We start from the raw sequence: 13,059 nt of genomic DNA, 5'->3' as shown, positions 1-13,059 counted from the left end.
CGGACGGCGCGCGAAGCGGCTGCGCTCGTCTCGCTTTGTCTCGTCTCGTTTTGTCCGGCCTCGCTCAAACGCCCGCCGGACGCGACTTCGCCTCGGTCGCCTGCGCGAGCCGCGCGGCGGTGTCGGGGGCGCCCATCTTGGCGGCGGCGTCGCGTGCGGTAAAACCGTTCGCGTCCTTCGCGTCGGGGTTCGCACCTTTCTCGATCAGGAACTCGACCATCTCCATGCGATTGAACATGGCCGCGATCATCAACGCGGTGCGTCCGTCCGGCGAAGCCCCTTCCACGTCCGCGCCGTGTTCCAGCAAAACCTCGATGACCGGCTTGTAACCCTTGAACGCCGCGCCTGCGATGGGCGTCTGGCCGTTGTCGTTGCGCAGGTTCGGATCCGCCTTGTGTTCCAGCAGCACGCGCACTGCGTCGGCATGGCCGTGATAACTCGCGAGCATCACCAGCGTGTCGCCCTTGTCGTTGCGCAGGTTCGGCGGCAAGCCTTTATGGAGCAAGGCGTCGAGCATGGCGGCGTCGCCGCGGCGGGCTACGTCGAAGACCTCGCTCGCGAAATCGATGAGTTCGTCGCTCAAGGGTTCCGGGCTCTGACCGGGAATGCCTGCGGGTGAATCGGGTTGCATGGGAGGCTCCATTAGGGTTGCATGGACGGGTGCGGCGCGGCCGCGGTTCGATGCGGGGGTAGCAGGCGCGCGCCGGGTCGGGCGATGTTCGGTTGGCACTGCCGGAACCCTCGATCAGCGTCCGATGTCAGGCCGTGTCGTTCAGTCGCATACGGCAATGGTCCTGCGGGCGTTCGTGGTTTCTGCGGTTTCTATCAGTGCGTCAGGATACACAGGTTTGGCGGCAGGCCGCACCGGGATAGCAGGAATCGCGCCTTGTCTGGTCGACCGGGCTCCTTCTCCTGTCAGCGCTGACCGCGTGTTCGGAGCGTCATTCTAAAGGGTGCGTCCCCATGGTCATTCATTCTTTAGTGTCGCTGAATGTGACTGATCCGTTTGACCGGCGGTTTATCGGCTTGCACAGCGGCGCTGCTCGTTCCTCGTTGCAATCTCTTTGCGCCTGTTTTCTCCGCTGTTCATCGGCAGGTCGTCCACGCGCCGGCCATTGGAATTTTTCCTCGTGCTCGCCTGCGAGGTTATCGGCGGCTCTTTGCTTGACCTGTGCCTATCGCGCGCTTACGCTCGCCAGCACTTCATCTGGAAACACATCGTGAGCCCTGATAACGCCGATAACCCCGACACCCTTCGCCGCGTGGCGCCCGCTGCTGAACGTAATCGCGGACCCATTCTCGATGTGCTGAACCGCGTCCTGCCCAAGGCCGGCGTGGTCCTCGAAATCGCGAGCGGAACGGGGCAGCATGCGGTCCATTTCGCCGCGGCGTTGCCCACCGTCACCTGGCAACCGAGCGATCCCGACGCGGCTTCGCGCGCCTCCATCGACGCCTGGCGCAAGCACACTTCGCTCGCCAATCTCAACGCGCCGATAGCCCTGGATGTCCGGTCGGCGCCGTGGCCCGTGCCGGATTCCCTTGCGGCCATCGTCTGTATCAACATGATTCATATCGCGCCGTGGGCGGCCGCCGTTGCGCTTTTCCAGGGAGCCGGCGAGTACCTGGCAAGCAACGGCGTGCTCTTTTTGTACGGACCTTACAAGCGCGACGGGGCGCATACCGCCGCGAGCAACGAAGCCTTCGATGACCAGCTTCGGGCCACCAATCCCGCCTGGGGCGTTCGGAATCTGGAAGACGTTGTGCAGCTCGGGCGTGCGGCAGACCTGTGGATGGAAGAAGCCGTGCCCATGCCCGCGAACAACTTCTGCCTGATATTCAGGCGCACCGGCATCTGACGAATCCGATGTATCGGGAGCGAGCCAGCCGGATCGAGGCACCCAGGCCAGGCGCATCCAACGCAGGGCGGTTCGATCAGAAACCCGTCCGGATGGTTTCGTATCGGCTGGATGGAGAGTGCAGGGCCACCGTCGGCGCGGCGCAAAAGGCGTCGCAAGAACGTCGTCCGGCGCAGCGGCGAAGTGCCGCAAAAAAAGCTGCCGCACCCCCTGCGCACGCCCATCCGGCCCGCGTCCGATGTCTGCCGCCACCCCTCGTTGCGCCTCAATTGCCGTCTGGCGTGTAGACTGCGTTAGGCCTTTGGTTGCAACGTCTTCTCAAAGCACTTTTTTCGTCCTTTTCGTCCGTTTCTAGCCGATTCCCTCAAGCGGAGGCATCGTACATGCATGTAGCACTGCAACAGGACGTCGCTTCGAGCGAACTTCCGTCCCAACAGTCTCAACCGCCGGCGCGCGATCTGCGCCGTGTCGATATTCATCCCGATCACTGGTATCCGGTCGCCTGGTCGCGGGAAGTAAAACGCGGCAAGGCGCATGGCGTTCGTTTTGCCGGCGACCCCGTCGTGCTCGTGCGCACGGAAAGCGACAAAGTGTTCGCGCTGGAAGACCGCTGCGCGCATCGACAGGTGCCGCTGCACGCGGGCGTGGTCGACGGCGAAGCCATTCGTTGTTGCTATCACGGCTGGACCTACGACTGCACCGGCAGCTGTATCGACGTCCCGTATCTCGGGCGCGAACGCTTGCCGAACGGCGTGCGCTCGTATCCGTGCCGGGAAGAAGCCGGCCTGATCTTCATTTTCCCCGGCGACCCGCTGCTCGCCGAGACCACGCCGTTTCCGGCGCTGGGTTCTGTCGGCGACAAAGCCTATAAAACCCGCCGCTTCGGCCGCGAAGTGAAGTGCCATTACACCTTCATGCACGAGAACCTGATGGATATGAATCATCAGTTCCTGCATCGGAAGCAAATGGGCCAGATGAAGGCGCGTTCAGTCGGCCGCAGCCGCGGCGACGACTGGGTGGAAGTGAACTACACGTTCGCGCGCGAAGGGGGCAAGCAGCCGATCGGCGAGGCGCTGGTGTTCAGTCAGAAACGCGGCACCAAGCCCAACGACAATCACAAAGACGTGATGACCATCCGCACGGAATATCCATACCAGACGCTCAGGATCCGCACCAAGGACCAGACGATGGTGATGGATCTGTGGATCGCGTACGTGCCGCTCGACGCCGAGCAGCGCACCAACCGCACGTTCGGCCTGCTGTCCATCCGCCGGCCGAAAATCCCGGGCATTCTTGATGCCGCGTGGCCGTTGCTGGTGTGGTTCACCGAGCGTATCTTCAAGGAGGACCGGTGGATCGTGGAGCGCGAGCAGGAAGCGCATGACCGGCAAGGCGCCGATCATAACCATGAGGTTTTCCCGGTGATCCTCGAACTGCGCTCGCTGCTGACCGAATGCGGCGCGCCGGTTCGAGAACCCGCGACGGAGCGTCGTGTGCATATGATCCAGCCGATCAGTGACTGATAATCGACTAATCTCGATTGAGTCGCGCACACGACGAAATGCCGCAGTAACAACGTCTTAGTCAAGACGTCGCAGTCATGAAGTATTAACCAGAAGAGGTCGACCATCATGGAACCCAACTCGACAGAGAACCCGGTCAAGCCGGCGGCGAACGCGCCCCCCGAACAGGACCACTTCGATGCCGCCATCAGCCACGTCGATCAATCCTACGCATCGGGTGTCATGGCTGCAGGCGCGGCCAAGGGCATTCTCTATAGCGTGATCGAGACGCTGGGCACGCTTATCGGCGACCCGGATTTGCCGGAGCATGCGCGTTCCGGCTATCAGGCGCTGCGGGTGAGCGCTCAAGAATTACGCTCGAAGATCGATTAAGCGTTTTCGCTTGTTTTCGTTTTAACCCCGAGTCGCGCAGCAAGTCCCGGTGACGCATTTTTATGTCCCCTACGTTCCCAAATCGCAACGGCTCGGGCAATAATGCAAGGTCAACCACGGAGCACATCATGAGCAAGAGCCAGGACGCGAAGAAAACCGAGAAGAAGGTCGCTGTCAAATCGCCGAAAGAAAAGAAAGAAGCGAAGAAAGTGAAGAAGGAGGCGTCCAAGCGGCAGTAATGGAAGTGACGGAAGCGACGCAAGGGCTGCAAACGGGTGCGTTCAAACGTCCGCCCGTTTGATTTTTCCTCGGCGCTTCCAGATCCCCAGCTTTTCGCAGCATGTTTTGGTTATTCGCGGCCCGCTTTCAAGCGGGCCGTTTTCATACTGAAGACCCGTTCGTACGAAGGCAAGTTGATCGTCCCGATGAGGCGGCGAACTCCATGAAAGACGCCGATGTCCCTGCACGTCACAAAATTCTGTATGATAATGATTCTCAATAACATATCTCAATCCAATTTCGAGGATTGAGACAGACCCTCTCTCGCGCTCCATGCAAGACTTTTCCACGCCGGGATCCGTATTGTTCGCGATCGCCGGCGCAATCACGTTTTATCTCGCCGCGCCCGGCCAGCGCTGGCTGCGCGCGCCGTTGCCGCCGCGGCTTTTTAGAATGCTCGGGGCGATTTTCAGCATCGCGGCGTTTGTTATCGGCGCGAGCGCGTTGCATCCCGCCACCTCGCTCGCCATCGTGTTCACTGCGGCGATGGCGTGCCTGACCGCGTGCCCGTTTATTGGCGCATTACTCGAGCGGACACGGCTACGTGGCGCTTCGAGGTGACATTGAAGACCGGGCGGCGCGAGACGTTATCGCGGGACTGGCTATCGAAAACGCTGGCAGGGGTGATCGGTGGGTTCGGGCTTGCGATTGCGGCGAGCGGACTGCTGGCGTGCCTTACACCCGGCGCCCTCGATGAGCAGAACAAATTCCAGGTCGCGATGTGGCTCGTGCCGCCCGTCTGGATCGGCGTGATGAGCGGCAGCTTTGTATTCCGCAGCGGACGGCGCGCCTGGATCGGCCTGGCCGCCGCGAACGCCCTCGGTTTCGCGATGCTCGCGCTCGCCCGTCATTTTTTCATTCGATAACCCCATGCGCAGCGACGTCATCCGCGTCTACAAGACGGTTCACACGTGGACGGGCATTGTTGCCGGTCTTGCGCTTTTTATCGCGTTCTATGCCGGCGCGGTGACCATGTTCAAGGACACGCTGAACGAGTGGGTCACGCCGCCGGCCGCGCATGCCGAGGTTTTCCCGCTGGCTCAGGCGCCGGCCGTTATCGAGCAGACGCTGGCTGAGCATCCGGCGGCACGGCGCCAGTTCACCTTGCGGATCGAACCTGCGGGCGCGGCCAGTCTTTCGTGGCGCGAGCCCGGCAAGCCGCAGCGTTTCACCGCCACGCTCGATGATGCTACCGGCAAGCTCGAAACGCATGCGCGCGGCGCGTCAAACGCAGCAAGTTTCATCGATATCCTGCATATGACGGCCGGCATTCCAGGCGGTTTCGATGTCGGCATGAGCGTGATGGCCGTGGTGTCGCTGCTTTACGGGCTCGCGCTGGTGTCCGGTGTGATCGTGCTGCTGCCGAGCCTGATCAAGGATCTGTTTGCGTTGCGCGTGGGCAAGAACCTTAAGCGGATGTGGCTCGATGCGCACAACGTCGTGGGTATTCTGAGCTTGCCGTTTCATGTGGTGATGGCGTTATCGGTTGTCGCGTTCGGGCTGAGCGACACTATCTTCGCGGTGCAGGATCGCGTGATCTATGGCGGCACGCTCAGCGCCACCGTGCAGGCGCAGAACCCGTATTACGCGAAGGCGCCAGTTGTGCCGGGCGGTTCCGTGACGCTTGTTTCACCGCTTCAGATCGTGGCCGCGGTGAAGCAGCACGCGCCGGAATTCGAGCCGGCGGAATTGAGTTATCGGGGAGCGGGGGCACCGGGCGCGACGGTATTGGTGAGTGGCGATGATCCGCGTTATCTGGCGCGCAGTGGAGGATTTGCGCTGCTGGATCCGGTGACCGGGCGCTTTCTGAATGCTCAATTCCTGCCCGGTGCCGCCGATGGCAATACATGGTCCGCGGCCACCAGCGCATTTTTCGCGTTGCACTTCGGCAGTTACGGTGGCGAGCCGATCCAATGGGGTTATTTCTTTCTCGGCCTGGCCGGCGCGTTCTTGTTCTATTCGGGCAATTTGCTCTGGATCGAGAGTCGCCGGAAGCTCGAACGGGGTGCCGATACCCCCAGGCAGCGGCCTGCGACCTACTTCATGGCAGCGCTGACTGTTGGCGTGACGCTGGGTTGCGTGGCCGGTATTTCCGCGACGCTCGCAGCGGGGAAGTTGCTGAATGGCCGCGTGGCGGATTTATCGGCGTGGCACGCCCGGATTTATTACACGGTGTTCCTGGCGAGTATTGCGTGGGCGTTCATTCGAGGCGGAGCGCGGGGATCGGTCGAGCTTTTGGCGCTGACAACGGGCGCTACTTTGCTGGTGCCGCTGGCTTCAGTTGCAGGCTGGCTTTTCCCCACCACGGGGCTGTGGTTTGAGCCTGCAGCGGCCGGGGTCGATGTATGTGCGCTGATAGGCGCCGCGTGTTTTGCCTGGATGCTGCGGGCAACCGCGAAGCGGGCCGCGACAGGTCGGCAGGATAGCGTATGGGGATATTCCGCTCGCGCGCGATGATGGGTTTTGAATGAGGCTTTGTCTGGTACCGGAAGGGGGCGAATGCAGATTGTCGCCGCTCGGCAAGGCGATGCGCTTGAGGCATGAGGCTGATTTTCTATCGCTGCGGTTTGATCGACACCGCTTTCAGACCCGAGCAGAACCGAGTGCTGTGCCAAGGCAATATCCCATGCTCGACCATGCTTAGGAGGGTGCAAGACACTGTTCGCTACGTCACGCTGTCTTACATCCGTCTCTTCATTGCATGGCCGCCGACCGCGCTTTCACGTCACGGCCGGCAGGCCGTGCGTCCAACGAACAGGCGCGTCGGGACCGCTTTGACTGACTCTCCACGGGGAGAAGAGACGGACGACGGCCGCTCCGGCACGCCGACAAAACCGGTCCACTGCGCGTCCCGTTTTCAGAAGTCCGTGGTCATCGAAAGCAGCAGCGTACGCGGTCTCCCCTGCGTCAGGTACGCGCCGGTCGCCGAGGCCCAGTAAGCCTTGTTCGTCACGTTTTCCACGGTCGCACGGAACGTGGTGACGTGTTTCAGGACGCTCGTCGTGTAGCGCGCGCCGAGATCGAAACGGTCCCAGGCCGGGATCGGCAGCTTGTTCTGCGCGTCGAGATACTGGTTGCTCGTGTGGATCCACGCGGCATTGACCGTGACGCCGGGCAGCATCGGAAGATCGTATTCCGCACCGACGTTGAACAGATAGCTCGGCACGCCGACCGGGCGCAAGCCGTCGGTGGCTCCTCCGTCCGTGTCGAGTTGCTTGGCGTTGATCAGCGTCGCGCCCGCGAGCACGCGCACGCCTTGCAGCGGCTGGCCATATACCGACAACTCAATACCGCGATGACGCTGCGTGCCGTTGGCGCCGAACAGGTTGGTCGCGCTGTCGGTGTAGACGGACGGCTGTTCGATCTGGAACGCCGACAGCGTCGCGCCGAAGTGATTCGAATCGTACTTCGCGCCCACTTCGTATTGCTTCGTCCTGTTCGGCGAAAGCGTTTGACCCACGTTGGCCGCGCCAAAAGGCGCACTCTGCCCGGCGCTCAGCGATTCGCTGCGGTTCGCAAACAACGCGATATTGTTCGTCGGCTTCACGACGAGGCCGAAGATGGGGGTCGTGATCGACTGGTCGAACGACGACGAGATCGTGTCGGTGCCGACCGTGAAGTTGTTCTGGTGCAACTGCTGATGGCGCGCGCCGATCGTGAAGAGGACGCGATCGTTCAGGAAACCGAGCGTGTCGGAGATGGCCACGCTGCGCGTCAGGATCTGATCGGCCAGACCCGGATCGGCGAAACTTCCCGCGACAAAACCATTTGCCGCAGGCTCGGGCACGATGCCTCCGCCATAGAGGCTTGTCGGGAACGAGCCGCTGAACGCGAACGCTTCACGATCCTCTAGCGTCGTGATCGCGAAACCCGCGCTGACCAAGTGGGTGACTGGCCCGGTGGAGAAGTGCCCGCGTACGCCGGCTTCGGCGGACAACGCATCGGTGGTGCGCAAGATGTCGCCGCGCGTCGCGGTCGTGCCGGCAATGGAATCGAAGGTCGGCGACGAGTACGTGCCGTCCTCGTGCGAGCGATGGATGCCGCCGCTTGCATACGCCGTCCACGCGGGCGCGAAGTCGTATTCGGCCCGCGCGATACCGACTGTGTCTTCGAGCGTGCTTTGCGTCCAGGGCTGAGCAAAATTGTTCGCAGCGGACGGGACCGTTGGCACCTGATCGCCGGTCACGGAAACCGTCGAGCGTCCTTGATCGATATTCCTGCGCTGGTAGAGAAAATCGCCATACAAACGCACCTTGTCGCCGCGATAGTCAAGCGAGACGGCAGTTGACGTGTTGTGGCGGAATTCATCGTCGATACTGGTTTCGCCGCCGAGGATCGCGCTATTCACGCGAATGCCGAACTGTCCTTCGTCGCCGAAGCGGCGGCCGACATCGACGTGCGTTCCCAGTTGGCCTGAACCGCTGCCTTCGACCGTCACGCGCGTCAGCGGTTTGTCGTCTGCGCGTTTCAGTTCCAGATTGATGCCGCCGCCCACTGCGGAACCGGTCGGCGACGCGCCGTTCAGAAAAGCGTTGGCGCCTTTGAATACGTCAACGCGTTCCAGCACTTCGGTTGCTACCAGCTGGCGCGGCGTGATGCCGTACAGGCCATTCAACGAGACGTCGTCCCCGGTCAGTTGAAAGCCGCGAATGACGAAAACTTCTGAAAAGTTGCCGAACCCGAAAGCCGGACGAACGCCGGGATCGTGCGACAAGAGTTCGCCGACCGAATGCGCCTGTTGATCTTCGATCGCCTTCGACGTGTAACTCGTCATGCTGAAAGGCACGTTGATCATTTCCTGATTGCCGAGTACTCCGAACTTTGCACCGCGCGCGATCTGGCCGCCGTCGTAGGCGGGGGCGAAATCACCCGGCAGCGGTTCCTTGGTCCCCTGAACCTTCACTGCGGGCAATACGTTTTCCGTCGCCTCGGGCGAAGCGGTCTGCGCCCGGGCGGTGGACGTTACGCCGATTGTCAGGGGGAGCGCCGCGTAGAGGAACGCGAGGCGAACGGCATTGGATAACGGTCGGACGGACGATGAACCGGTAAAAATAGACATGGCGATTAGATAGTTGGCACGCGAAGCGGTTGCGGAGTGAGGGCGAGCAGGCGAGTTGCAGATAAGTAGCGGACTGTCGGTAATCGCGCGCGTGGCGCCATCAGGCAAGCGATGACGCCACGCGCGACGTTTCGGTCTTGTAGCCGATCGACAAATTACAGGGAGCTAAGAACTGGCTGACGGATTATACACGAATGCGAATCGTTATCATTTGTAGTTTCAATAACAATAACGTTGCGATGTGACTGGGGAGGCTTACTGGGAAAGGGAGGGAAAGAGGGGGCCGTTGACGGCCGAGTAATGGGGGTGGGTGCGGTTGGGTGGTTTTGTGCGAACGATACGGTTGATCCAGCCCCTTAAACTCCGCCGACCCACCGTTCTTCCGATGCCTTCAAATGCGACCGCATGGCGGCCTGCGCGGCGATCGGATCGCGCGCTTCGAGCGTCCTCAATATCCGTTCGTGCTCGGAGAGCGCGACGCCCCATGTCGTGATGTTTTCCGCCAGTCCACTCACCTTGGCGGCGATTGGGTCGTTACGGCCATCGAATAACTCGCCGACCAGTCGTGTCAGCACCGAATTCCCCGCAATTTCAGCCAGCGTCATATGAAACTGCCGGTCCGGTTCCAGCGGGGAGCGTCCTTCCGCGATCAGGTCGCGCATCGACTCCACGCTCTTTTGCAGCCTGCCCATTCCGTCCGGTGTCAGCCGCGTGCAAGCCAGCACGATCACGCACCCCTCGATCGCCGCACGCGCTTGCATCAACTCGGTAGGACTCTCACCCATGGAGGTCAGCGGCGGTTCTTCGGTGTTGCCGTCGCAGACATACACGCCCGAGCCCATCCGGATCTCGACTTGCCCGCGAATTTCCAACGCGATCAGTGCCTCCCGCAACGACGGCCGCGACACGCCCAACTGCTGTGCAAGCTCGCGTTCCGGCGGCAGGCGCGTCCCCGCCTGGAAGCTGCCGAGGCGGATCAGCGTATTGATCTGGTCGGCGATGGTCTGATACAGCCGTCGCGTTTCAATCGGTTTCACAGATATCGTCATGAGTGTCGGGCAGGGATCGGAGTGTAAGGTGGCTTGACCAATTGCTTTCAGGATCGCTTGACCGGCATGCCGATGAATATAAGGGTAAATACCGCGATTCCAGAGTGGGCCTAACGCCATTATCATTCGGAACAGGTAAGGCCACGTGATGAAGCAGAAAAATTGGCTTGACCACTTTGGTGCCAGAGCGATGATCGGCGCCACCCCAGAATCAGAGACCCCGCCGAGGAGACCATGCCGGTGCAAATGCTCATACGAGTCGACGAGGCCCAGCAATGAACGTCGCAGCCGAACAGGGCGCGCCGGATATCGCGCCGCATACTGAGCGCCCGCACGCCATGCCGGACGAGCCCTTGCTGCGGCTGAACAGCGTCGGCAAGCGTTTTCCTGGCGTGATCGCGCTGCAGAACGTCAGTTTCGACGTGCGCGCGGGCGAAGTGCACGCCATTTGCGGTGAAAACGGCGCGGGCAAGTCGACGCTCATGAAGATCGTCAGCGGCCAATACCGGCCGGATGAGGGCGACATCTACATCGACGGCCGCGAGCACCACTTCGCATCCACGCTCGAAGCGCAGGCTGCGGGCGTCGCGATCATTCATCAGGAACTGAACCTGATCCCGCATTTGTCCATCGCGGAAAATATCTTTCTGGCGCGTGAGCCGAAGCGCGGGTTTTTCATCGACCGGGCGCGTCTCGCCGCTGATTCACAGACGGCTCTCGATCGCATCGGCCTGTCGCTGAAACCGCGCACGCTGGTTGGATCGTTGTCGGTCGCGCAGCAGCAGATGATCGAGATCGCGAAGGCGCTGTCGCTCAACGCGCGCCTCTTGATCATGGATGAACCCACGTCGTCGCTGACCGAATCCGAGACCGTGCATTTGTTCCGGATCATCAAGGAGTTGCGTGCGGCGGGTGTGGGCATTGTCTATATCTCGCATCGGCTGGACGAGTTGGCCGAGATCGCCGATCGCGTCACCGTGCTGCGTGACGGCCGCACCATTTCCACCGATGACTTCGCTGCCACCACCATCGAGCAAGTGGTCTCGCATATGGTCGGCCGCGATCTGGACGATGTTTTTCCCGAACGCAAATCAAAGCCGACGGATGAAGTACTGTTGAGTGTAAGCGGCCTCAAGCGTCGCGATGTGTTCGGGCCGGTGAGCTTTGAATTGCGTCGCGGGGAAATTCTGGGGTTCGCGGGATTGATGGGCTCGGGGCGTACTGAAGTAGCGCGCGCGGTGTTCGGCGCCGATCCGGTGGAGGCCGGCGAAGTCACGTTGCAAGGCAAGCTGCTCTCGATCCATTCGCCCATCGACGCGATCCGCAACGGCATTGCGTATCTCTCGGAAGATCGCAAGGGCAATGGTCTTGCGCTGCAGATGACGGTCGCGAAGAACATCACGCTCGCGAACATGGAAGCCGTGTCGGGCGTGGGCGGTTTTATCCGCTTCGACGAGGAGGCGAAGGTCGCGCGCAAATATATCGATGCATTGGGGATTCGTACGCCGAGCGTGAACCAGATCACGCGCAATCTCTCGGGCGGCAATCAGCAAAAAGTCGTGATCAGCAAATGGCTGTTCCGCGAATCGAAGATCCTGTTCTTCGATGAACCCACGCGCGGCATCGACGTCGGTGCGAAATACGCGATCTATGAACTCATGGACCGGCTCGCGGCGCAGGGTATCGGCGTTGTATTGATCAGCTCGGAGTTACCCGAAATCATGGGCATGACGGATCGCGTGGCCGTGTTTCATGAAGGCCAGATAGCGGGCGTGCTCGAGACCCGCAAAACCAATCAGGAAGAAATCATGCACTACGCATCAGGACGGATCGCCCATGCTTGAGATGACTACCGACCCGGCGCACGCCGACCGTGCCCGCGCCCGTGAACGCCGCAAGGACCTGATCCAGAAGTTCGCGGCGCTGGGAAGCCTGGTGATGCTCGTGGTCGTGTTCTCGGCGACCAGCAATGCGTTCATGTCGCTTGGCAACGGCATGACCGTGGCGCTGCAGGTGACGTCCATCGCTTATCTCGGGATCGGCGCGACGTGCGTGATCATCACCGGCGGTATCGACTTGTCGGTGGGGTCAGTGCTCGCGCTGTCGGGCGTGGCCGCCGCGATGCTCGTGAAAGCCGGCGTGCCCGTGCCTATCGGCATGCTTGGGGGCGTGGTCGTGGGCGCGATCTGCGGTGCGTTCAATGGCTTGTTCGTCACGCGCATGGGCTTGCCGCCGTTCATCGCGACGCTGGGCATGATGCTCGTTGCGCGCGGCGTGGCGTTGCAGATTACCGGCGCGCGGCCGGTCTCGGGACTCGGCGATTCCTTCGCCGAACTCGGCAACGGCTCGCTCTTTCGCGTGGTCCGCATGGGCTCGGACGGGTTTCCCGACATTGTGTTTCCGGGTATTCCGTATCCCGTGATCATCATGGTCGTGCTCGCGGTGCTGGTCGCGATCATGCTCAGCCGCACTTCGCTCGGGCGGCACATTTACGCGGTCGGATCGAATGCGGAAGCGGCGCGGCTGTCCGGCGTGAACGTGAATCGCGTGAAGCTGTTTACGTATGTGCTGTCCGGCGCGCTTGCGGGGCTGACCGGCTGCGTGCTGATGTCGCGACTGGTCACCGCGCAGCCGAACGAAGGCGTGATGTATGAACTCGATGCCATCGCGAGCGCGGTGATTGGCGGCACGTCGCTGATGGGCGGCGTTGGCACGATCTCCGGCACGGCGATTGGCGCGTTCGTGATCGGCATTTTGCGCAATGGGCTGAACATGAACGGGGTATCGAGTTTTATCCAGCAGATCATCATCGGCCTGGTTATCTTGGGGACGGTTTGGATTGACCAGATCCGTAACCGGAGATGAGTTTCATCGAACGCGCCTCGAGCGTTCGCGTTTTTAGACGAGAGCAAGGGTCCCAC

The 13,059-nt window shown here is 61.5% G+C and carries 11 protein-coding genes; 8 read left to right on the top strand and 3 right to left on the bottom strand.

The window, feature by feature from the left end; genetic code table 11:
* Positions 1-64 precede the first annotated feature (64 nt).
* Positions 65-631 (bottom strand): ankyrin repeat domain-containing protein, encoded by a 567-nt coding sequence (locus tag ACSQ36_RS10275; RefSeq protein WP_436181836.1) that lies wholly within the window; start codon positions 629-631, stop codon positions 65-67.
* 589 nt (positions 632-1,220) lie between these two features.
* Between ACSQ36_RS10275 and ACSQ36_RS10270 the strand changes: the two genes are divergently transcribed.
* The 6 genes from ACSQ36_RS10270 to ACSQ36_RS10245 all read left to right on the top strand — a co-directional run bounded on the left by ACSQ36_RS10270 (position 1,221) and on the right by ACSQ36_RS10245 (position 6,487).
* Positions 1,221-1,856 carry a DUF938 domain-containing protein gene (locus ACSQ36_RS10270; RefSeq protein WP_436181835.1) on the top strand — a complete coding sequence of 212 codons (636 nt, stop codon included), beginning with the start codon at positions 1,221-1,223 and terminating at the stop codon, positions 1,854-1,856.
* 383 nt (positions 1,857-2,239) lie between these two features.
* The gene (locus tag ACSQ36_RS10265) at positions 2,240-3,379 is read left to right on the top strand and encodes a Rieske 2Fe-2S domain-containing protein (RefSeq protein ID WP_436181834.1); all 1,140 of its coding nucleotides are present in this window, start codon (positions 2,240-2,242) and stop codon (positions 3,377-3,379) included.
* 108 nt (positions 3,380-3,487) lie between these two features.
* Positions 3,488-3,751, top strand: a complete 264-nt coding sequence (locus tag ACSQ36_RS10260) for a hypothetical protein (protein WP_213761444.1) — start codon at positions 3,488-3,490, stop codon at positions 3,749-3,751.
* Between the two features lie 552 nt (positions 3,752-4,303).
* Positions 4,304-4,591 (top strand): hypothetical protein, encoded by a 288-nt coding sequence (locus ACSQ36_RS10255; protein WP_436181833.1) that lies wholly within the window; start codon positions 4,304-4,306, stop codon positions 4,589-4,591.
* Positions 4,588-4,896 carry a hypothetical protein gene (locus ACSQ36_RS10250; protein ID WP_436181832.1) on the top strand — a complete coding sequence of 103 codons (309 nt, stop codon included), beginning with the start codon at positions 4,588-4,590 and terminating at the stop codon, positions 4,894-4,896. The genes ACSQ36_RS10255 and ACSQ36_RS10250 overlap by 4 nt, the downstream gene beginning before the upstream one ends.
* Positions 4,897-4,900: 4 nt before the next feature.
* Positions 4,901-6,487 carry a PepSY-associated TM helix domain-containing protein gene (locus ACSQ36_RS10245; RefSeq protein ID WP_436181831.1) on the top strand — a complete coding sequence of 529 codons (1,587 nt, stop codon included), beginning with the start codon at positions 4,901-4,903 and terminating at the stop codon, positions 6,485-6,487.
* Positions 6,488-6,887: 400 nt separating this feature from the next.
* On the opposite strand, the gene ACSQ36_RS10240 is transcribed toward ACSQ36_RS10245, so the two are convergent.
* Together ACSQ36_RS10240 and ACSQ36_RS10235 are read right to left on the bottom strand one after the other, a co-directional pair.
* Complete coding sequence (locus ACSQ36_RS10240) at positions 6,888-9,089, bottom strand: TonB-dependent receptor (RefSeq protein WP_436181830.1); 2,202 nt, start codon at positions 9,087-9,089, stop codon at positions 6,888-6,890.
* Positions 9,090-9,445: 356 nt separating this feature from the next.
* On the bottom strand, positions 9,446-10,126 hold the full coding sequence (locus tag ACSQ36_RS10235; protein WP_213761869.1) for a FadR/GntR family transcriptional regulator: 681 nt from the start codon (positions 10,124-10,126) through the stop codon (positions 9,446-9,448).
* A gap of 350 nt (positions 10,127-10,476) precedes the next feature.
* Between ACSQ36_RS10235 and ACSQ36_RS10230 the strand changes: the two genes are divergently transcribed.
* Both ACSQ36_RS10230 and ACSQ36_RS10225 read left to right on the top strand, forming a co-directional pair.
* Positions 10,477-11,982, top strand: a complete 1,506-nt coding sequence (locus tag ACSQ36_RS10230; protein ID WP_436183148.1) for a sugar ABC transporter ATP-binding protein — start codon at positions 10,477-10,479, stop codon at positions 11,980-11,982.
* Positions 11,975-13,003, top strand: coding sequence for an ABC transporter permease (locus ACSQ36_RS10225; RefSeq protein ID WP_158934560.1), 1,029 nt, complete (start codon positions 11,975-11,977; stop codon positions 13,001-13,003). Before ACSQ36_RS10230 ends, ACSQ36_RS10225 begins: the two co-directional genes overlap by 8 nt.
* Positions 13,004-13,059: the final 56 nt, after the last annotated feature.

Source organism: Caballeronia sp. LjRoot34, assembly GCF_964253815.1.
Classification (GTDB): domain Bacteria; phylum Pseudomonadota; class Gammaproteobacteria; order Burkholderiales; family Burkholderiaceae; genus Caballeronia.
Note: the sequence above shows the minus strand (reverse complement) of the source record. Positions and strands in the feature narration are given on the sequence as shown.